The following is a 19,654-nucleotide window of genomic DNA, read 5'->3' as shown; positions in this document are numbered from 1 at the left end:
GGTCAGCGCCCTGCGACGGCCATCGCCGCACGATCGTAGATTTCACTCATCGCGACCGCCTGCGCCTGCGGCGAAAATTTGCGCGCGCGACGGACGGCGCGCCGGCCAAGCTGGCGCCGCAAATTTTCGTCGCGGGAGAGGTGGGCGATGCATCCGGCAAGCGCATGCGGATCGCGCGTGTCGAAGAACATAGCCGCGCCGTCCCAGAGTTCGCGATAGGTCGCGATGTCGGCGAGGACCAGCGGCGCGCCCGAGAGCGCGGCTTCCAGAGCGGCAAGCCCGAAGGGCTCGTAGATCGATGGCGAAACGAAAATGCCAGCGCGCGCCATCCGCTGACGCACTTGGGCATAGCCGATCGAGCCGAGCGCGACGCAATGATCGAGACGCGCCATCTGCCCGTCCGGCCCGCCGAGCGGGCCGGCGGCATGGACTGGCCATTCGGTTATGGCAGCCGCGGCATCCAGCACCGCCGCGTTCTTTCCTTGATCCCACCAGCGGGCGGCGGCCAGGACGAAAGGCTCGCGGCGCGAGGCGACCGGGCCGGGAAGAGCACTGTTGTGGACGACACTTAGCCGCGCGACCGGCCCGTAGCAGGCCTCAAGCATGTCGGCGTGGCTTCGGCTGGGTGCCACCACAATATCGGCGCGATTGAAACCGGCCCGGTTGCGGTCTTTCTGCCAGGCCCAGGCATCGGTCGGCACCTGACCGCGCACGGCATGCAGCCACGTCACGACGCAGGAATGCGAGACCACGAGGATGGGGCAGGGCAGATCGACCTCGGCCGCCTGGGCCGGAGCGTTAAGATGAACGAGGTCCGCGGCATAGGCCGTCGCAAGCTCCCGAAGCTCGCCGGGCAGGCCGTCGAGATCGCTCTCGTTGCGCGTCATCCAGTCCGGAGGGGTCTCGAGCCATGCGAGCGTCGCGAAGGATTGCGCCTCTTGTGCCTGCTCCCGAGAAGGCCGAGGCCCTAGCCCGGCCAGCACGACGCTGTCCCCTCGGTTGGTGAGCTCGCGCGCCAGGTCGAGCGAATATCGCCAGACGCCACCGACGGAGTCGGTGGTCATCAGGATGCGCCGCGGGCGATGGATCAATGATTGCAGCATGAGGACTCCAATTCGGCCAGCGCGCGCGGGCGCTGGTCCTGGATGTCGCTGAACGTCCGGAACGAAGCCAGATAGTGCTCATGCGCGCGCTCCCAGGCGAAATCGTCGGGTTCGCCCCACAGCTCGCGGTAACTTGGCGAGCTCGGATAGGGATAGAGCGGCACCGGCTCGTTGGCCCAGACGCCGTTGTCGATGAGGTGCTTGCGCCAATACTCCACCAGGGCCGGATCGTCCTCGACCACGCCGATCAGATTGGCTTGGACGAAAGGAACATGGCGGCGGGCATCGACCAGCAGCGCGGCCAATTCCTCGGTGCCCAGCCGACAGCGCTTGGCCAGCATCTCGCGGCCTTCGACGGTCAGGCTTTCCAGGCCAGCTTCGATCGAGACGCAGCCGGCCTCGCCCAACAATTCCAGCAACTCCGGTTTCCAGAGGTCGATGCGCGTCTGAACGCCGAATTGGATATCGCGGTCGACAAGGGCCTCGAGCAGCGCCTTCTGGGGCAGGAAAATCTCGTCGATGAAGTAGATGTAGCCGACGCCCTGGGCCATCAGACCGTCGATCTCGGCGACGACCGCGTCGTGGTTCCTGCGGCGGTAGGCGTCGCGAAAATCGATCTTGGCGCAGAAGCTGCAATTATAGGGGCAACCCCGCGAAGCTTCCACCTCTGCACCGGCGCCCTTCTGGTCCGCGTCGAACCGATGATGGTGGTGCGAATGGGCCGCAATCCAATCGGACGGCCAATGAAGTGCCGGGTGGTCGACGAAGCGGCTGACGCTCACGCCACCGTTGCAGGCCAGCACGCCGCTCTCGAGCCGCGCCGTGTGAGGGACGGCGCTCCATTCGCCGCGCCCGGCAAGCTCCGCCACCACCTCCTCGCATTCGCCGCGCACGACGACATCGACGCCAAGCTTGCGCAGGGTAGGGGCCGGCGTCGCCGAGCCATGCGGCCCGACGGCGGCGGTGCGCCCGCCGCGCCCGGCGAGATGCTTCAGGAATTCTGCCGGCACCCGCAGCTCCGGCGGCGCGCAGCGCCAGAACAGATAGGTCGGCGCGGTGGTCACGACGGTCATGTCCGGCGCGAACGCCGCCACGCGCTCGGCAAGTTCCGCGTTGTCGAGATGCTGCAACTGCCCGTCCAGCATCAGCACGCTGTGGCCGTCGGTCTCCAAGAGCGCTTTGCAGTAGCCAAGCTCCAGGGGCAGATGCGGCTGGCGGCAGCCGAAATAGATGCTGTGTTCATACGTCCAACGTGGATTGACCAGTGCGACTTTCATGCGACGTACCTCGCCACTTCAGCGTGCGGCTGAAGACGGTGCCGCAACAGCCAGCCGGCAAGGTCGCTGATGCCTTCGCGCCACGGGACATGCGCCCGCCAGCCAAGCGCGGCCTCTATCTTGCGGGTATCGGCGATGAAGAAGGGCTGGTCGCCGGTGCGTTCGAGATCCTGCCGCACCACGATGTCGCGGCCGGTCATGATGGCGATCTCCGACAGGAGCGAGCGCAGGCTGACGGCATTCCGCGGTCCGCCGCCAAGATTGAACGCCTGTCCCTTGAGGTCTTCGATCCTGGCCAGCACTCCGCGATAGGCGGCAACCGCGTCGGACACATGCAGGATGTCGCGCACCTGCTTGCCGTCGCCATAGACGGTGATGGGCCGGCCGCTGAGCGCGCTGAGGAGGAAATGCGCGACCCAGCCCTGGTCCTCGGTGCCGAACTGGCGCGGTCCATAGATGCAGCTCATGCGCAGCACCGCCGTCGGCAGGCCATAGGACTTGGCATAATCAAGGACATACTGGTCCGCAGCGCCCTTGGAGCAGCCATAGGGCGTGCAGAAACGGAGCCCGATCATCTCGTCGACGCCATTGGCGCGGATGGCTTCGTCGCAAGGCTCGTAACGGTCGTCCGTTTCCTGCACCGCGAGCTGGGGCAAGCTGCCGTAGACCTTGTTAGTGCTGGCGAAGATTACCGGGGCGCTCACCCGGCGCGCCGCCTCAAGCACGTTGAAGGTGCCTTTGAGATTGATGTCGAGGTCCTCCGCGGGATCGATCAGGCTCGTGGTCACGGCGGTCTGGGCGGCCAGATGGAAGATCGCTCTTGCTGGCGTCAGCACGGAGGCCAGTCTGGCGTGGTCGCGCACGTCTACGGTTTCAACTCTAAGATCGCTGCCGTGCTTTTGCGCCAGCCATTCGAGGTTCTGCTCGACGCCGGCTCGGCTGAGATTGTCGATGACCAGAACGGGCTCGCCATCCGACAACAGGCTGTCGGCGAGGTTTGAGCCTATGAAGCCGCTGCCGCCGATGACGGCCACCGGCGCTTTGCCAAGGCCGCGATGCCGCTCACTCATGACACCAGCCCCCGCTCTTCAAGTTCGCGCTTCATGTCAGCGCCGCGGTCGATGACGACGGTGTTGCGAACCCAGGCCGCGAATTCACCGAGGGAGTTCTCAAGCCGATGGCTCGGCTCGAAGCCAAGCAGCTCGCGCGCCTTGGCAATGTCGGCAAAGCAGTTGCGGATGTCGCCGGAGCGCGCCTTGCCGAGGATTTCGGGCGGCCGCTTCGGAACGCCCATCGCTTCTGCAAGCAATCGAGCGACCTCGCTGATGGTGTAGGACCGTCCGCTGCCGATATTGATCGCGTGGCCGGCTGCCTGGCGTTGCTCCAGCGCCAGCCGGAAAGCCCGGGCGACATCGCGCACATGGACGAAGTCGCGCTTTTGCTCGCCGTCCTCGAAGATCATCGGCCGCTTGCCGTTGGCGAGCCGCGAAGCGAAGTTGGCAAGCACGCCGGTGTAGGGATTTGCGAGCGCTTGACCGGCGCCGAAGACGTTGAACAGGCGCAATGCCACCGCATCCACGTCATAAGCCTGACCGAAGATCAGCACCGCGCGTTCCTGCGCATATTTGGTCAGCGCGTAGATCGAAGCGAGGTCAGGACGTTTCTCCTCGTCGGTCGGAATCGGCGACAGCGCTTCGCCGGCAGCCGACAGCGGGTCCCATTGGCCGATCCTGATGTCGCTTGGCTTGCGATGGGCATCGTCGATACGCCGCCCGTCTGGTGTCTTGTAGAGGCCTTCGCCGTAGATGCTCATCGACGATGCGACGACAATGCGTTCGACTGGTTTCTTGATCAACGCCTCGAGCAGGGTCGCGGTGCCGAGATCGTTGGTGCCGACATATCGGGCGATCTCGTACATGGATTGGCCGACGCCGACCTCGGCAGCGAGGTGGATGACGGTGTCGACATCCGCTACCGCGTCGGCGACCGCGTCTCGATCACGTACATCTCCCCGTATCAGCTCGGCGCCAGCTGGAATGCTGACGGCTTCATTGCCGTGCACTTGGTCCAGGAGTGCGTCCAGGACACGGACCTCGTAGCCATGCTCGATGAGTTCCTGGGCGACATGCCGGCCAATGAAACCGCAGCCTCCCGTAACCAGGACACGTTTCACGAGAACTCCTTGCCGAGTTAGCGTTGGGGCCGATTTAGCGTTGGGGCCGATTTAGCGTTGGGCTCCCGAACTTCGGGACAAAAGGTTTGTTCCCTGCTTCATCAAAGTTCCCTCCGTGGCGAAGCTGTCGGCGGGTCGCCCGCATGCCTGGGAACATTGCCCTTTGCGCGCTGTTAGGGCCGCTCACCGACGTGCGGCGAGAAAGGGAATGCCATGTCTGATGCGAAGACGACCACCAATCACGACGAAATTCGCAAATGGGTTGAGGAGAGGGACGGCCATCCCGCCGTGGTTCGCACCAAGGGCGAGGGCGGCATCCTGCGCATCGACTTCGGCGAGCCGGACGAAGCGCTCGAACCGATCGAGTGGGATGAGTTCTTCCGGATCTTCGACGAGAACGACCTTGCCTTCCTCCATCAGGACAAGGCCGGGAGCGGAGGAAAGAGCCGCTTCAACAAATTTGTCGAGCGGAGCGGGAATGGTTGACGCGGGCGGCAGGTAACCAGCAGCGAACGCACGCAAGCGGCCCGACGGGGCGGCAGGCTGCCGCGCCGCCCCGGTTGCCTCAATCCAATGGCTTGTCGGTCGGGCGCGGGGTGGTTCCGGCCTCGCGCTTGCGACCGGCATTGCGATTGGCAACCTTGCTGTCGAGCGGTGATGTCGACTGTTCCTCGGCGGCGCCGGCTGTTTTGGGAACTGCCGGTCTCGCGCCGGCGTCGCTATCCATCGCATCGCGGTCAGGACGCGGAAGGCCTTCGGCGTTCGGTGACCTGGTGGCCGGCCGAGATGTGTTTTTCAGTTGAGCCATTTGATACTTCCTTACCTGATCGCAACGACAGGGCGCCCGGGCGAGTTCCGGGCAAAGACGTGGTCACCCGTGAGGGCGCATCACGACCTTGATACAGCCGTCCTGCTTGTCGCGGAACTTCCTGTAGAGGTCGGGTCCGGCCTCGAGCCCGGCGCGGTGGGTGATCACGAAGGACGGGTCGATGTCACCGCTTTGGACCTTGTGCAGGAGAGGCTCGAGATAGCGTTGCGTGTGGGTTTGTCCCATGCGGAACGTCAGCCCCTTGTTCATCGCCGCGCCGAACGGGATGTGGTCGACAAGGCCGATATAGACGCCGGGCACCGAAATGGTGCCTCCCTTGCGACAGCAATAGATCGCCTCGCGCAGCACATGCGGCCGGTCGGTGCCAAGATAGACACTCGCCTTGACCTTATCGAGCATGGAATCCGGGGTGGCGCTGGCATCGGCTTCGGTGCCGACACAGTCGATGCAACTGTCCGGGCCGCGACCGTTGGTCATGGCGATCAGGGCATCGTAAATATTCACGTTGCTGAAATCGAGGGTCTCGGCCTTGCCGTGGTCGCGCGCCATAGCAAGCCGCTCCGGCACCTTGTCGATGGCGATCACGCGTCCGGCGCCAAGCATCCAGGCGCCCTGGATCGCGAACTGGCCGACCGGCCCGCAGCCCCAGATGGCGACGGTGTCGCCCTTCCGGATGCCGGCGTTCTCCGCCGCCATATAGCCGGTCGGGAAGATGTCGGAGAGGAACAGGACCTGTTCGTCGTCCATGCCGTCCGGCACCTTGATCGGGCCGACATCGGCAAAAGGCACGCGCAAATACTCGGCTTGCCCGCCCCAATAGCCACCGACCAGATGCGAATAGCCGAACAGGCCCGCGGGCGCTGGCCCATGACCTTGGCGGCCTGGTCGGCGTTGGGGTTCGACCGGTCGCAGAGTGAAAACAGGCCGTTCTGGCAAAACCAGCATTCGCCGCATGAGATATTGAAGGGAACGACGACGCGATCGCCCTTCTTGAACTTGCTGTGTCCACGGCCGACCTCCACCACTTCGCCCATGGTCTCATGGCCCAGCACGTCGCCCGATTTCATCGTCGGCATATAGCCGTCCATCAGATGCAGGTCCGAACCGCAAATGGCGCAGCAGGTAACCCTGATGATGATGTCGCGGTCGTCCTCGATCGCGGGATCGGCGACCGCGTCGCACCGGATATCGCCCTTGCCGTGCCATGTCAGCGCTTTCATCGTGCCGTTCCTGTCGATTGGAGGATTGAGTGCATCGAACTTGCGCCCGGCTGGAATGTTCCCCGGGCGGCGCCTCGGATTCATCCGTTGTTCGCGGAGCCCGGTTCGGCGGCCTTGCGATGCTGCTCGGCCAGCGTGCCGGCCGGCGTGACATGGGCCGCGGCAGCCTTCCGCTAACGACCTGCTCTTTTCCGGCCATCATGGCGTCATAGCCGTCCTTGGCCACATCGGCCGGATTGTCTTTCTCCTGAGTCCCGATTTCGGTGTCCATCATGTCGGCCCGCTCGAAGAAGCGGGTCTGCGTCGCGCCGGGCATCAGCACTGTCACGGTCACACCGCTGTCCTTCAACTCATGGCGCAGCGCGATGGCGAAAGAATCGATGAAGGCCTTGGTGCCGTTGTAGACCGCTTGGAAGGTGCCGGGCATGAAGCCGGCGATGGAGCCCGTGAACAGGATCCGGCCGCGGCCACGCCGGACCATCTGCCGGCCGAGCCGATGTGCCAGATAGACCGTGCCGGTGATGTTGGTGTCAATGACGCGGCGCGCCTTGGGCCAGTCCTGATCGATGAAGCCCCGGCCCAGGCCTCGTCCCGCGTTGAGGAACAGAAGGTCAATAGCGCGGTCACCAATCCTCGCGATCAGTTGATTGGCCCCTTCCTCGGTCGCGAGGTCGGCTTCTACCGCCTCGACTGCAACGTGGTGAGATTGCAGCGCCTCGGCAGCCTGCTCTATCGCCGGCTCGTCGGCCACGATCACCAGTTCGTAGCCATCTCTCGCGCATAATTTCGCCAGTTCCTTGCCGATGCCGCTGGAAGCGCCGGTCACCACGGCGAGCTTTCCGCTTTCCATTTCGTTCTCCGACCGTTCGAGTGTGGTCCGGCCGAACATGCGCAGAGTGCGATTGTTCCGTTCGAATTCTTGGGATTCGGCAACGCGCGGCAAACGAGGCTCGGCGAGACGGAACCAATTCGGGGCACGGCTGTTCCGCCGTCAATGTGGAGCGACAGCCATGGGCATCTTTTCCGATCTGGATAAGAAACTTACCGACAACCTCTATGAGCATGGCAGCCAGCTGACCGATCCCAGCGCTGATCTGCCCCGGCGGGTCAAGGAGAAGGTCGATCTCCTCATGCCGTTCATCCAGCCGGAGGCGCGTGAGGCGGTCAGGCTGCAAATCCTCGGCATCATTCACGAGCACATATTAGATGAGACCGAGATTGGGCCTGGAGAGCCAGCGGCCAAGGAATGAGAGAAGCTGGCTGGACGCGTCATCGATTTCCGGCCGCCCTAAAGCGGCAGCGCCGAACGGAGCCAGGCGCTAGCTGATATCTATGATTTTTCGCTTCTTGGGCGTCCGGCCCGGCCTGGCTGCGGGAGGAGGCGACTTTGCCGCCGGTGCCGCGGCCAAACGCTGCTCGCGTAGTCGCGCCGTCTTTGCCTGGCGCGCCAGTCGTTCCGTCTCAAGCAGTTCGCGCGCCGCATTCGAGGTGCGCTCACGCCTGTCCTTGTCGATCTTCCGCGTCGCCACGGTCGTTCCAGATCAATTCGCCGTTGGAGCCGTATCCAACTTGCCCGAAGGCCCATTGTTCCGAATGATCCCGCGAGGCACGGACGTTTCGAACGAAATGTCTGCAACTCGAATATGTCGGGCCAAGCCCTTGTCGGAAGCTCCCGTTGCTTCTCCCGCCGGGAAGTTCAGCGCTGCTTCGCGGTTCAGCCGGCTGAAGCCGACGCGATGCGCCGGCCTGCGACGTCGGAACCGAAGCGGTGCGTTCGCCGTTCCGGCTGCATTCCTGTCGCCAAGGAGATCGCCATGGCGCCGCGTCCCGCCTGGAGCGGTTATCTCAAACTGTCGCTGGTCACCTGCGCCGTCGAATTGACGAACGTCGTGACCCATGCCGAGAAGGTTTCCTTCCACGTGCTCAATCGCAAGACCGGCAACAGGGTCCGGCGCGTCTATGTCGATGCCGAGAGCGGCAAGCCGCTGGACAAAGACGACGAGGTCAGGGGCTACGAAGTCGGCAAGGACGAATTCATCTTCATCGAAGAGGAAGACATCGAGGCGGTGCAGATCGAGTCTTCGCACACGCTCAATCTCGACGGCTTCGTCTACAAATCGTCGATCGAGCAGATCTATCTCGACGCGCCCTACTACGTGACGCCCGCCGACAAGGTCTCGGAAGAGGCCTTTGCGGTGATCCGCGACGCGCTGGCCGAAAAGAAGATGGCCGGGCTCGCTCGCATCGTGCTCTATCAGAGGGAACGCCCGGTGGTGGTCGAATCACGCGGCAAGGGCATGATGCTGACCACCCTGCGTTATGGCGACACCGTGCGCGAGCCCGCCGGCGTCTTCGCCGAGATCAAGTCGGGAAAGCCCGACAGCGAGATGATCGGGTTGGCTGAGCACATCATCGATAAGCAGAAGGGCAAGTTCGATCCCACCGAGTTCCGAGATCGATATCAGGAGGCACTGCTGGAACTGGTTCGCGCCAAAAAGGCCGGCAGGAAGGCGCCGAAAGCCAAGGCGGAACCCAAGCCGTCCAATGTGGTCAATTTGTTCGATGCGCTGAAAAAGAGCCTCGGCGCGGAGGCCGGGGCAAAACCCAAATCCCCGAAGTCCAGGGGAGCGCCGAAACGAAAAAAGACGAAGAATTCTGCACGGGGGCGCAAGTCGGCATAGCAGTTGTCTGTGCGGTGAGCGACATCAAGCTGGCTTGCAGGCCGAGGCAAACAAGGCTGGAGGCTTGGCGCCTTCGCCGAGGAGGAATTCGGGTAACGCTCAGCGCGGGCTAAAACACCGTCCGTGGCAGAAGAGCACGAGCTCGAGGATTTCGCGCGCCGGGGCGCACCGGGCACGATCCAAAAATCTATCCGTTGCGTTCCTCGCTTTCACGCAACAGCCGCACGATCGCATCGACTGGGGATGGATTGGCCGCCGGCTGGATCTTCCGTCGCCAAAGATGGCGAAGAAGCTTTTTCAACATGGGCATGCACATACTCCCTAGCTATCAGACCTTGCATCGGGCGTTCCGGGTTGGAGCGCCACTTCCTCGGCGAGCCGGCATCCATCAACCCAGCCGGGCGGCAAGCAGGAAAGCGGCGCCCGCCAGAACCACGAGCGCCGCAATCACCAGCACCGGCCCGTTCCTGCTCGGCTGAAGGCCGGGCGCGTTCTCGGGGCGCTGCATGGCGTTGGCGAAGCTCGCCTGATTGGTGAATTTCGGTTCATCTGATGCGACGCGATGGGCGGAACTCGTCGACCCTCCCGCCTCTGCATCGGTTTCCTGCGGGGCGGCAGAAGGGTCGAATCCGGGCGTCTTGTCCCGGGTAAAGCCCATCTGCATTTCGCCTCGACCCTCGGCGGGTGTTCGCTTGCTCGGTGAGGTCATCGGACAGCTCCTTCGCTACCAAACATCTGTCCGGCGTCGGTGTTCCCACGGGATCTTGAACGCGAAGTAGAAACGCTGCTGTGCGGGAACTCGTTTCCGGGAAGGGGGAACTATCAATCGCTGAGCGCGGCCGGAACATTTCCTGTTGGGCAGCTTTTACCTTCGTTATCTAAGATGACGAGGCACCGATGCAGGTTCTCGAGACCCACATACTTTCCAGGTCGGAAGGCGTGGTGACAGTCGAATTTCTCGGTGAGGGCGGCGAAAAGATTGCCGTCACAATGGCTGGATCCGATCCACGGCCCACGTACGGCGACCGCTCTTATCGATCGCGCCAAAGAGATGATGGTGCCGTGCGCGGTTTTCGAGACCGTGGAAAACCGGTCCGAGCAGCAGAGCAGCCGCGACTTCAGCGAGCCCGCCAAGCCGGACAGCCCCTTCACATTCGAATATCGCGACAATGATGGCGCGCGGCAGCTCAAGGGCGTGGAATTCCCGAACCTGGAGGCCGTGCACGACGAGGCGCTGCGTTCGGCGATTGATTTGCTTGACGACACGGCCGCCGAAGGTGGGCAGCAGGGCTGGGCCGTCCGGGTTCGCGACGCCAACGGAAAGATCGTGCTGTCAATCGACTTCGACGAGGCGAAACGGAAGAAGGCGGCAGCGGAATGAGGACCGCGGGGGCCTGAGAAAGGACCATGCTCCCGTTCCTATCACTGGATATGAGATATTCGACAATGCGCCTGCATCTTAGTCCAGCCTGGGCTCGCAACTGAAACGCCGTGCAGTCCTGCACTGCGGAACCTCATTCCAAATGAATTCCGTGTTCAACCGGAACTTTGGGGACGACTGTCAGTTCGATGATTTGCAGGCGCCGCTTTTTTTGGCGCCTGCCGGAGATCGGTGGGAAACACTGATCGGCCCGCACCTCAGACGCGGGCCTGCCGACCCCGCCAGGACAAGCCGGTCAGCCAAGTATGGACGGGAGCCTATCATGAAACACCAAACGCTCGACCAACTGCACGCAGTCGCTGATATCAATCCGCTGGTGCCGCTCACGACAAGGACTGAAAAGATAGAGAGGTGGGCAGAACTGCTCGAGCGGAATCCGTTGCGCTGTCTCGCCGCGCTCACCGGCACCGAGTATCTCTATCCAGGCATGCGGGAAGAGGCGCGGGCGGCTGGATCCCCGCTGACGGTTGCGTTCGAAGACCCGTTGCTCAGGGCCTCGGGCCTGCAGTCCGATACCTATGGGGAAGCCAAACGCTTCTTTGAACTCTCCGATTGGCAGTTGCATGAAGTCGTCTGCAGCTGCCATGCCGGCGCAACCATGCAGGCCAGTTGGGCTGCTGGACGCGTCCGGAGAATTGTCACAGGCAATCGCATTTTTGCCTGGCTGAGAAGCCGCTTCATACACTGACTGCGTCTCAACTGCTCGCTATCGCGGCTGTTGCGACAGCCGCCGGCGGCGCTCGGACGTTGATCCATCCGCGGAGCGATAGATCCATGAAGAAGGCATGAGCGCAAATAGTTCGGCGCCGGAGCCTTGCTCGCGCGAGCTCCCGCCGGCTTGTCCCTCCAAGGCCCGGCGAACCAAGGGCGCGCGAGACCGCAATGCAGCGAAGACGGCGATGCGGTGAGAACGGCAAGTCGCCGATCGAAAGGCCCTGCCTCAGCCGTTCTGGTCGATCGCGTGGGGCGCTGGCTGCTGGCTTCCGCCGCTCGGGCGCTCGGGCTCTCGGCCGATCCAGGCCCACACGGTTATCAACAAAATCACCACGATCGCGATCACTGCAACGATCCGGGGCATCAGAATCCTTTCGTCCGCTGCTAGCCGCCCGGCTTGTTCGTGTTTGGAGCCGAAGCCGCGCCGACTGTCGGATCGGGCGCAACCGGACCGCGCTTGGCCTCCGAACTCTGTTTGCCTAATTGGGCGATGGCGTGTTTGTTCCATCGGACTGATGGGAGCCGATTGCCCGCGTCCCTCATCGGCCAGGTCGGGGAACGCTCTTCCGACGATCTTGTTATCCCTCAGATCAACCCGGAGAGTGTCATGGGCAATGACGAGAACCGCCGCGAGACCGGCGCCAGGAAGTACCCGGCCAACACCGATCCGGATCCCTCAGACCGGTTTTCGCAGGCTGCGGCCGGCAACGAAAAGCCTCACGATCGCTTTGGGCTCACCCGCAGACAGGGCGAGGTGGAAGATAAGACACATCAGTCGGAAGGGCAAAACCCTCCGGGACGGGCGACGCCTGGTCCTGCGACGGAAAAGACTTCCGGAGCGGGCCCATCGGTCCCCAAGCAATCCAAGGATGCAAAAGCGCCCAAAGGCGGCCGCCGGTCTGGTACCTATGTGAAAGAATAGTAGTCTTCGCTCGCCGCATCACCTGTGCGCCGAAGGTTCCGCATAGCGCGATGTCGAATGCATCCGTCCATCACCTACACCCCGAAGGGGTAGGTGTCGGGGACACCGCGCGTCACATGCTCCAGCCCGAGCGGCGTCACGGCGGTAGTTTCATCGAACCAGACGAAGGCATCGAATTGCCGCGCAAGCGAGGCGTCGGCATAGTGGCTGTGCAGTTCCGTTTCCGGTCGATAGATCACTCCGATGAACCGTTCCAGCCGACGTTCGGTCAGCCGTTCATGAAGGGCTGGATCGGCTCCAAGGTCGAGCAGGAAACGAGCGGTGCCGGCGTCGTGGCAAAGCCGCTCGTAGCTGTCCTCGCGCGAAGGCCGCACGGACATGATTTCCATTTCGCCGTCCCAATGCCTGGCGGCAGCGACCGTCCCGGCATGCGTGCCGAAGCCGATGAGGGCTACGTCGTCGCCGAACCGCTGGCGACAGAGCTGACCGATGTTCACTTCGTCCCTGACGATTCCCATCTCCGTGAAGCGGGCGTCGCCGATATGGGAGTTGTGCGCCCAGACCACGGCCTTGGCATCGGGGGAACGCGCTTCGATAACATGTTGCAGTGTGTCGAACATGTGCGTGTCGCGCAGGTTCCAGGATTGCGCGCCGCCATAGTACATCACGCGATAGTAGTGCTCGGCGGAGGCGATGAGCCGGGCGTTCTGCGCGGCATCGAACAATTCGTCGCCGTCCTGGCCGGCGTGATCGAGCTGACGCGACAGCATGTCCCGGCATTGCCGCAGCACCGCCTCCTCGCATTCCCGGTAGCCTCGGGTTAGCGCCGCCCGGCCATAGGTGGCGGGTTCGTGCTGCCACGGCGTCAGGCAGCCGTAGCGTTCGCGGGCAATGCTTGCCGCCTCCGGATCGATGCGGTCGAGATATTCCAAAACCGCCGCGATCGAGCCTTTCATATTGTAGATATCGAGGCCGTAGAACCCTGCCTGGCTTGCCGGTGTTTCGATCTGCTCGTTGTGCGCACGCAGCCACTCCACGAATGCCGCGAATTCCGCGTTGCGCCACATCCAGGTGGGAAACCGCTGGAAAGGCATGTCGGCGCGCGGCGAAGGTGGGCGCTGGCGCACATAGCGGTCGATCGCCGCGGCGTCGGGCCAGTCGGCTTCAGCGGCGACGATCGTGAAGCCATGTTTCTCGATCAGTCTTCTGGTGATCCAAGCCCGCGCCCGATAGAACTCGGATGTGCCGTGGCTCGCTTCGCCGAGCAGCACGATCCGCCGGTCGGCAAAGCGATCGAAGGCCTCCACAAAGGCGGGATCATCGAACTCCGGAAGCGGTTCGGCCGCTGCGGCAATCATCTGCGGAAGACTGCGCGCTGGCAAGAGCGGGGAGATACGGCTGGTTCGGATGCGGTTGTCCTCCTGCCAGCCTTCTTCGCCGATCAAAGGGACAAAGCGCACCGCACCGAAATCTTCCTCGCTGTAGGTGGAAGCGCCCGTGCGGGTGACTTTGAGGAGACGCTGCTCGTCAGGGTCATCTCCGACCGGAATGACCAACTTGCCGCCGACATCCAACTGCTGCTGCAGCGCGAGCGGCGCGCCGGGCCCGCTCGCCGCGACGACAATGGCATCGAACGGTGCCGCTTCGGGCCAGCCCTTGGTGCCGTCGCCGGTGCGCACATCGATGTTGCGATAGCCAAGCGTCTCGAAGCGCCGTCTCGCGGTTTCCGCAAGGCCGGCGTGCCGTTCCATCGTGTAGACATGATCGACGATGCGGCTCATCACGGCGGCGGCGTAGCCAGATCCCGTGCCGACCTCGAGGACGTGATCGCCGGGCCCGATCTCAGCCATTTCCAGCATCAACGCGACGATATAGGGCTGCGATATCGTTTGGCCCTCGGCAATCGGCAGCGGTCCATCCTCGTAGGCAAATTCTTCGAAGCCAGTGTCCACGAAAGTCTCGCGTGGGACCTCGCGCATCGCTGCCAGAATCTCACGATCATGAATGCCGCGGCGGCGGAGATGAACATCGACCATTCGGCGACGTTCGCGGGACAGGTCGAGCATGTGCATCCTCAACAGGAAGTTGGAATCGCAAGCGGCTGCGGCAACGTCATCCCTCGGCTTCCATCATCGTCCTGGCCGGCTCCCGCGCGACGTTCTCCTCGATCCGCTCGCGCCCCGGAGTCTCCGGCAGCGCCTTGCGGAAATTCTTGGCATAATCGGGCGGCATCTTCGGCATCAAGGCTTCGTCAAGAACGCGCTCGACCTCGTCGGCCCGCTCGATGCTGGCGCAAGCCATCAATGCGGCAGATTCTTCATGGCGCACCTGGACAAAGGAGATTTTGTCCCGGTTTTTCCGCAAAGCCTCCATGATGCCGTTGATGCCATCGCCGGGCAGGCCGAACATGACCTCGACATCCCAGGCAACCGGAGTGTCGACGAAAATTTCGGCTGCATTTGGCATGGCAAGGCTCCAATGAATGCATTCCGAACCAGTAGGGCGGCAGTTGGTTCCCTTGCCCACCCCACCAGGCCACCGCCTGGCAAGGAGCGATTTCGCGGGAACGAGCGAGCCGGACGCGGATTGAATCCTCATTCGCTGACGAGCAAAGCGCCAGGATTGACGATTAGCCGGAAGGGTTGATCATGAGCGAGCCACTGAAAACCACAAATCACGAGGTGATCCGGGCTTGGATTGAAGCCCGCGAAGGCAGACCTGCAGTCGCGCGGACTGCAGGCAAGCGAGCGGTGCTGCGCGTCGACTTCGGCGAGCAGGAAGAGGATCTGCAGCCCGTCGAATGGGAAGAGTTCTTCGCCATATTGGATGACAACGAACTTGCCTTCGTGCACCAAGACCTAACGGCGGAAGGTTTGCCCAGCCGTTTCAACAAATTCGTCGAGCGCGGATGAGAGAAGCGCCATGCGATCGGGCGGAAAGCAACTCGCTCACCTGATGCTCGCTGCTTACGCCTGCCGCTATTGATTGCCCGGCATTTTGTTGCTGCCTTGCGGATCCTTTTTTATGCCGGCGGCCGGAGACGTGTCCTGGGGTGCGTTTCCGCCCTGGTTCTGCTCAGGTGTCCGCTTCAACGGTGCCGTCGGCCAGCTACTCTGGACATAGGCGAAGGCCCAGTAACATGCCAACAGCACAACTACCGTCAGGATCAGCGGCAACAGCACTCGTCTCACGCTGACTCCTATTTGCTCTGCTGACGGTAATCGCCGGCCCGCGGATCGAATCCGGTCCAACCGCCAGCTTCGTAGTCGTTCCGCCGTTCGCCGATGTCCACCGACCTGGAATCGTGGAGGATCGCTTGTGCTTGCGGAGCGAGGTCATCTTCGACGCGAGCGGTAACCAGAGTGCCGCCCCGGCGAATGCCTTCGGCATAGATATGGGCATGGCCCTCCGACACGCCGCCGTCGGTCAGACTGCCGATGATGCCGCCGGCCGCTCCACCGACAACTGCGCCCGCGGCCGCGCCCGCGGCTGTCGCCGCCAGCCAGCCAGCCGCCACGACCGGACCGACGCCAGGTATTGCTATGGCGCCGAGGCCCGTCGCCAAGCCGCCGGCGCCGCCCACGACCGCCCCGATCCCGGCTCCACTGGCTGCATCTTCGGCGGCCGCGGAAGAATGCCGGCCGTCGGCATTGTTGGCGATGATGCTGAGATCGCTCGGCGGTACGCCCATGGACTCCAGCTCGCCCACGGCATCGGCGGCATCGTCATAATCGTCGAACAGTGCGGTGATCGTCTGCATTTTGATGTCTCCTATCGATTACTATCGGCCGGCAAAGGTTTGCGCGTTATCGGCTGCGACCGCCGGAAAAAACGAGGAGGTCGCAGCGACGGCTAATGGCGCGAGAAGTGTCCGCATGTTCATGGCTTCCAGCTCCTGTGCTCGATGGGCCGGAGCCGAACGAGCGACTCAGGGCTTTGTTCCAGTCCGAGCCTGTCGATTTTCAGATGGCGTCTGCCGGAACTGTGATCCGAAGGCCGCGTTCCACGACAAGCCCACCTCAGAGGTTCTTGCTCGCCGCAGTCGCTTGGACGGAACGGCCTTTCCTGCTGCGGTTTGGTAAAGAGGGCGCTCTCGGCAAACGAACTGGCGGCTACCGTCTGCGATTTCCTTCGGCCGTTTGGCTCAGGGTGCCGCAACGGCCGGACATGGTCGCCAAGGCGATCCCGCCGGGCGCGTAGGCGGCTGACCATGCAGGCCGCCTACTCCCTTGGACAGGAACATTTGCAGCCCTTATCGGTTAGCTCAAGACCAGCGATAGGTTGCTGGAGAAACCACCTTCGACAGGAAGGAAAACGCCATGTTCGGCTCCGATTTATGGCTATTCGTTGTTGCCGGCGGTCCGCTGATCCTTCTCATTGCGATCATCTACGTGCTTTTCACCCGCCGTCACAGAGGCCCAGTCGAACGGCGCGAGAGCGACCGCGCGACCGAGCGCTTGTACCGCGAGCAAAAGGACTAGCGCACCAGCCAAGCTGTCGCGCCCAAGTCGTTGTTTTCACGCGATTTCGGCAACGCTCCGCGCGCGGCGCGGCTTGCCTGATCTCCGGACGGTGTTGCCGGGCCCATTTCGCAAACTCCGACAGCGGAACAAGCGAGGCCCGCGGCTGTTATCGAAAGGTCCGAAATCGGAGCTGCAGTTGATGACCAACGACGAGTTGCCGGGTCTGCCAGCATCGCTCCCCGTGATCGACGCGAAAGCCGAGCCAACGCTGAAAAGCGCCGCGGCGGAAGCGTTCTACACCCATGCAATCCGCGAGCTCGCCGCTACCGACATTCCTTTCCTCGTCGCCGGGACCTACGCGGTGAGCGCGTATACGGGCGTTGTTCGGCAAACCAAGGATCTGGATATCTTTTGCAAGGCCGGAGACTGCGCGCGCATACTCGAGCATTTCAAGAATATCGGCTATGCGGTCGAGATCCGGGACGACCGCTGGCTCGGGAAGGTCTTCGAGGGCCAGCACTTCTTCGATGTGATCTTTGCCTCGGCCAACGGCACAATGCAGGTCAAAGATCAGTGGCTGGAGCATGCCCGCCAAGTCGAGCTGCTGGGCAGCCGGGTCCGGATCATCGGCCCAACGGAACTCATCTGGTCGAAATGCTTCATCCAGGACAGAGGACGCCACGACGGCGCCGACATCGCCCACACCATCCTCAAGGCGCACGACCAGATCGACTGGCAAAGGCTGCTCGCCTATCTCGATGTCCATTGGGAAGTGCTGCTGATGCAGGTCCTCAACTTCCGGTGGATCTATCCCAGCGAGCGGGACCGCATCCCAGACTGGCTGCTCGACGAACTGCTGGGCCGGCTTGCGCGGCAACGGCAGCTGCCGTCGCCCAAAATGAAGATCTGCCGCGGCCGCCTGCTGTCGCAGGTCGACTATGAGATCGACGTCAAGGAATGGGGGTTTGCCGGCGTCGGCGGCGTTGGAGAGATGCGCGATGCCTGAACCAGCCACATCAGCGAAATCAAACGGCAACGGTGTCATCAAGGTCGCCGCCATGGGCGACCTGCATGTTCAGGAAGATGCCCAGACCTCGTACCGCGACCTGTTCGGCGAGATATCGCGCGAGGCCGACGTCCTGGTCCTTACAGGCGATCTCACCAATCTCGGAAAACCGCGTGAGGCGGAACTTCTGGCCGAGGATCTGCGCGCATGCTCGATTCCCGTGGTCGCGGTTCTCGGCAACCATGACTACGAATCCGGTTGCGTCGAGCAGATCGCTGCAACGCTCCGCCAGGCGGGGGTCCATCTCCTCGATGGCCAGGCGATCGAACTGAACGATGTCGGCTTCGTCGGCGTGAAGGGTTTTGTCGGCGGCTTCGGTCGAAGGATGCTGGGCTCCTTCGGCGAGCCGGCCATCAAGGCGATGGTGGCCGAAAGCGTCAACGAGGCAATGCGGCTCGAGAATGCTATGCGGCAGGTGCGCGCCAAGCGCACGCTCGTGGTGCTCCACTATGCGCCGGTCCCGGAGACTGTGGCGGGAGAGCCTCCGGAAATCTTTCCGTTCCTCGGCTCCTCGCGGCTGGCCGAAACCATTGATCGCTTCAAGGTAAGCGCCGTGGTGCATGGCCATGCCCATCGCGGCTCGTATGAAGGCCGGACCCCTGGTGGGGCCAGCGTCTACAACGTCGCCATGCATATCGCGAAGCCGACCGGCCGTCCTTACGCGCTGCTCGAAATCTGAGGCGCAGCGCTGCCTCGCGCTTCGGAACCATGCCGGCAGCGATGAGTTGTGCAGGAGACCAACGGAACCAACTTCGATGCCTGACCCCAGACAACCGGATCCCGATCGCGACACGCCGATGCCGGCGCCCAGCTGGAAACCGGAGCCGGTCAGGAAGCCGGAGCGGCACGGGCTGCCGGACGAGGCGCCGCGTCCAAATCCCGATGAAACCGACGATCCGCCGGCGCCTGCCGGGCGCATCCGGACGGAGTAAGCTCGATGGCTGCGCCTCGCGCGATCTGGAAAGGCTTCATGAAGGTCGGATCGGTTTCATGCGGCGTCAAGATCGTCGGCGCCACCAGCGAAGCGTCGAAAATCCATTTCAGGATATTGAACCGGAGGGACGGCCTGCCGGTGAAAAGCGCCTATGTGGATGAGGAGACCGGCGAACCGGTGGACGCCGAGGACCAAGTCAAGGGCTTCGAGACCGATAAGGAGGATTTCATCCAGATCGAGCCCGAGGAGATCAAGGCGCTGAAACTCGCCTCCGAGCACACGCTGGAAATCGGCGAGTTCGTGCCGGTCGCAGACATCGACACGCGCTATCTCGAGAAGCCCTATTACCTCATTCCGGCGGAGGATGCTTCCGCAGAGGCGTTCAACGTCCTTCGGGAGGCCATGAAGAACAAACGGGTGGCGGCGCGATCCTGTGTCGTCCTCTACCAGCGCGGACGCGAGGTTCTCATCCAGCCCTTCGGCAAGGGAATGCTTCTCACCGAGCTGCGGGACCGCAATGAGATGGTTTCGGAGGCGACGGTGTTCGAAGGGCTGAAGAAGCAGGACTACGAGGCGGACCTGCTTGAGATCGCCGGCCTGCTGATCGACAAGAAGGCGACGAAGTTCGATCCTTCGAAATTCGAGGATACATACGAGAACGCGCTGATCGCCATGATCGAGGCCAAGCGCAAAGGCAAGAAGCTGCCCAAGGCGGCGCCGAAACCGCGTGAGAACGTCATCAATCTTGCCGACGTTCTGCGCAAGAGCCTTGCCAAGGAGGGCATCGCCGCGAAAGGCGCGAAGCAAGGCAAACGCAAGTCAGCTTGACGC

The 19,654-nt window shown here is 63.0% G+C and carries 23 protein-coding genes and 3 pseudogenes; 12 read left to right on the top strand and 14 right to left on the bottom strand.

What is annotated here, in order from left to right; genetic code table 11:
- Nucleotides 1–2 precede the first annotated feature (2 nt).
- The 4 genes from P9228_RS10705 to P9228_RS10690 are packed head-to-tail and all read right to left on the bottom strand — an operon-like array spanning nt 3 to nt 4,553.
- Nucleotides 3–1,103 (bottom strand): glycosyltransferase family 4 protein, encoded by a 1,101-nt coding sequence (locus P9228_RS10705; protein ID WP_127323619.1) that lies wholly within the window; start codon nt 1,101–1,103, stop codon nt 3–5.
- Nucleotides 1,088–2,380 carry a TIGR04295 family B12-binding domain-containing radical SAM protein gene (locus tag P9228_RS10700; RefSeq protein ID WP_095802770.1) on the bottom strand — a complete coding sequence of 431 codons (1,293 nt, stop codon included), beginning with the start codon at nt 2,378–2,380 and terminating at the stop codon, nt 1,088–1,090. Before P9228_RS10700 ends, P9228_RS10705 begins: the two co-directional genes overlap by 16 nt.
- A complete protein-coding gene (locus tag P9228_RS10695; protein ID WP_278053359.1) occupies nt 2,377–3,450 on the bottom strand; it encodes an NAD-dependent epimerase/dehydratase family protein in 1,074 nt (357 codons plus the stop codon). Before P9228_RS10695 ends, P9228_RS10700 begins: the two co-directional genes overlap by 4 nt.
- A complete protein-coding gene (locus tag P9228_RS10690; RefSeq protein WP_067320618.1) occupies nt 3,447–4,553 on the bottom strand; it encodes an SDR family NAD(P)-dependent oxidoreductase in 1,107 nt (368 codons plus the stop codon). Before P9228_RS10690 ends, P9228_RS10695 begins: the two co-directional genes overlap by 4 nt.
- Before the next feature lie 213 nt (nt 4,554–4,766).
- Between P9228_RS10690 and P9228_RS10685 the strand changes: the two genes are divergently transcribed.
- Complete coding sequence (locus P9228_RS10685) at nt 4,767–5,039, top strand: hypothetical protein (RefSeq protein WP_278053358.1); 273 nt, start codon at nt 4,767–4,769, stop codon at nt 5,037–5,039.
- A 79-nt stretch (nt 5,040–5,118) separates the two neighbouring features.
- Here the strand turns inward: P9228_RS10685 and P9228_RS10680 are convergent, their stop codons facing one another.
- From P9228_RS10680 to P9228_RS10670, 3 genes and pseudogenes are all read right to left on the bottom strand, one after another.
- The gene (locus P9228_RS10680; protein ID WP_127242060.1) at nt 5,119–5,361 is read right to left on the bottom strand and encodes a hypothetical protein; all 243 of its coding nucleotides are present in this window, start codon (nt 5,359–5,361) and stop codon (nt 5,119–5,121) included.
- A gap of 63 nt (nt 5,362–5,424) precedes the next feature.
- Nucleotides 5,425–6,602, bottom strand: a pseudogene (locus P9228_RS10675) (zinc-dependent alcohol dehydrogenase).
- An 80-nt stretch (nt 6,603–6,682) separates the two neighbouring features.
- A pseudogene (locus tag P9228_RS10670) lies at nt 6,683–7,452 on the bottom strand (SDR family NAD(P)-dependent oxidoreductase).
- Between the two features lie 160 nt (nt 7,453–7,612).
- On the opposite strand from P9228_RS10670, the gene P9228_RS10665 reads away from it, so the two are divergent.
- Nucleotides 7,613–7,852, top strand: a complete 240-nt coding sequence (locus tag P9228_RS10665; RefSeq protein ID WP_067320622.1) for a hypothetical protein — start codon at nt 7,613–7,615, stop codon at nt 7,850–7,852.
- A gap of 69 nt (nt 7,853–7,921) precedes the next feature.
- On the opposite strand, the gene P9228_RS10660 is transcribed toward P9228_RS10665, so the two are convergent.
- On the bottom strand, nt 7,922–8,131 hold the full coding sequence (locus P9228_RS10660) for a hypothetical protein (protein WP_066992002.1): 210 nt from the start codon (nt 8,129–8,131) through the stop codon (nt 7,922–7,924).
- A gap of 285 nt (nt 8,132–8,416) precedes the next feature.
- Here P9228_RS10660 and P9228_RS10655 point away from each other — a divergent pair, with 285 nt between their 5' ends.
- Nucleotides 8,417–9,283 (top strand): Ku protein, encoded by an 867-nt coding sequence (locus P9228_RS10655; protein WP_278053354.1) that lies wholly within the window; start codon nt 8,417–8,419, stop codon nt 9,281–9,283.
- Nucleotides 9,284–9,671: 388 nt separating this feature from the next.
- Here the strand turns inward: P9228_RS10655 and P9228_RS10650 are convergent, their stop codons facing one another.
- On the bottom strand, nt 9,672–9,992 hold the full coding sequence (locus tag P9228_RS10650) for a hypothetical protein (RefSeq protein WP_095802773.1): 321 nt from the start codon (nt 9,990–9,992) through the stop codon (nt 9,672–9,674).
- Nucleotides 9,993–10,262: 270 nt separating this feature from the next.
- On the opposite strand from P9228_RS10650, the gene P9228_RS10645 reads away from it, so the two are divergent.
- Together P9228_RS10645 and P9228_RS10640 are read left to right on the top strand one after the other, a co-directional pair.
- Entirely contained in the window at nt 10,263–10,664 is a 402-nt protein-coding gene (locus P9228_RS10645; RefSeq protein WP_278053351.1) for a hypothetical protein, read from the top strand.
- 322 nt (nt 10,665–10,986) lie between these two features.
- On the top strand, nt 10,987–11,412 hold the full coding sequence (locus P9228_RS10640; protein ID WP_066992011.1) for a hypothetical protein: 426 nt from the start codon (nt 10,987–10,989) through the stop codon (nt 11,410–11,412).
- A 252-nt stretch (nt 11,413–11,664) separates the two neighbouring features.
- Here P9228_RS10640 and P9228_RS10635 read toward each other — a convergent pair whose 3' ends face one another.
- Nucleotides 11,665–11,802: a hypothetical protein gene (locus tag P9228_RS10635; RefSeq protein WP_156752600.1), complete on the bottom strand. Its 138-nt coding sequence runs from the start codon at nt 11,800–11,802 to the stop codon at nt 11,665–11,667.
- 243 nt (nt 11,803–12,045) lie between these two features.
- On the opposite strand from P9228_RS10635, the gene P9228_RS10630 reads away from it, so the two are divergent.
- Nucleotides 12,046–12,360, top strand: coding sequence for a hypothetical protein (locus P9228_RS10630; RefSeq protein ID WP_127245876.1), 315 nt, complete (start codon nt 12,046–12,048; stop codon nt 12,358–12,360).
- A 74-nt stretch (nt 12,361–12,434) separates the two neighbouring features.
- Here the strand turns inward: P9228_RS10630 and P9228_RS10625 are convergent, their stop codons facing one another.
- Together P9228_RS10625 and P9228_RS10620 are read right to left on the bottom strand one after the other, a co-directional pair.
- Nucleotides 12,435–14,426 carry a protein-L-isoaspartate(D-aspartate) O-methyltransferase gene (locus P9228_RS10625; RefSeq protein ID WP_278053348.1) on the bottom strand — a complete coding sequence of 664 codons (1,992 nt, stop codon included), beginning with the start codon at nt 14,424–14,426 and terminating at the stop codon, nt 12,435–12,437.
- Nucleotides 14,427–14,649: 223 nt separating this feature from the next.
- Nucleotides 14,650–14,826, bottom strand: a pseudogene (locus tag P9228_RS10620) (thiamine pyrophosphate-binding protein); the annotation flags it as partial.
- A gap of 182 nt (nt 14,827–15,008) precedes the next feature.
- Between P9228_RS10620 and P9228_RS10615 the strand changes: the two are divergent.
- Entirely contained in the window at nt 15,009–15,272 is a 264-nt protein-coding gene (locus P9228_RS10615) for a hypothetical protein (RefSeq protein ID WP_067320787.1), read from the top strand.
- Between the two features lie 66 nt (nt 15,273–15,338).
- Here the strand turns inward: P9228_RS10615 and P9228_RS10610 are convergent, their stop codons facing one another.
- Nucleotides 15,339–15,551, bottom strand: a complete 213-nt coding sequence (locus P9228_RS10610) for a hypothetical protein (RefSeq protein ID WP_082953722.1) — start codon at nt 15,549–15,551, stop codon at nt 15,339–15,341.
- 8 nt (nt 15,552–15,559) lie between these two features.
- Nucleotides 15,560–16,120, bottom strand: a complete 561-nt coding sequence (locus tag P9228_RS10605) for a hypothetical protein (protein WP_278053346.1) — start codon at nt 16,118–16,120, stop codon at nt 15,560–15,562.
- A gap of 559 nt (nt 16,121–16,679) precedes the next feature.
- On the opposite strand from P9228_RS10605, the gene P9228_RS10600 reads away from it, so the two are divergent.
- The 5 genes from P9228_RS10600 to P9228_RS10580 all read left to right on the top strand — a co-directional run bounded on the left by P9228_RS10600 (nt 16,680) and on the right by P9228_RS10580 (nt 19,651).
- Nucleotides 16,680–16,841, top strand: coding sequence for a hypothetical protein (locus P9228_RS10600; RefSeq protein WP_082953723.1), 162 nt, complete (start codon nt 16,680–16,682; stop codon nt 16,839–16,841).
- A 181-nt stretch (nt 16,842–17,022) separates the two neighbouring features.
- Nucleotides 17,023–17,829: a nucleotidyltransferase gene (locus P9228_RS10595; RefSeq protein ID WP_095831682.1), complete on the top strand. Its 807-nt coding sequence runs from the start codon at nt 17,023–17,025 to the stop codon at nt 17,827–17,829.
- Nucleotides 17,822–18,568 (top strand): metallophosphoesterase, encoded by a 747-nt coding sequence (locus tag P9228_RS10590; protein ID WP_067320643.1) that lies wholly within the window; start codon nt 17,822–17,824, stop codon nt 18,566–18,568. The genes P9228_RS10595 and P9228_RS10590 overlap by 8 nt, the downstream gene beginning before the upstream one ends.
- A 76-nt stretch (nt 18,569–18,644) precedes the next feature.
- A complete protein-coding gene (locus P9228_RS10585; RefSeq protein ID WP_095783951.1) occupies nt 18,645–18,821 on the top strand; it encodes a hypothetical protein in 177 nt (58 codons plus the stop codon).
- A gap of 5 nt (nt 18,822–18,826) precedes the next feature.
- A complete protein-coding gene (locus P9228_RS10580; protein WP_127245872.1) occupies nt 18,827–19,651 on the top strand; it encodes a Ku protein in 825 nt (274 codons plus the stop codon).
- Nucleotides 19,652–19,654: the final 3 nt, after the last annotated feature.

It is taken from the genome of Mesorhizobium sp. WSM4898, from assembly GCF_029625845.1.
Lineage (GTDB): Bacteria > Pseudomonadota > Alphaproteobacteria > Rhizobiales > Rhizobiaceae > Mesorhizobium.
The sequence above is the reverse complement of the archived record's forward strand: the minus strand, read 5'-3'. Positions and strand labels throughout refer to the sequence as shown.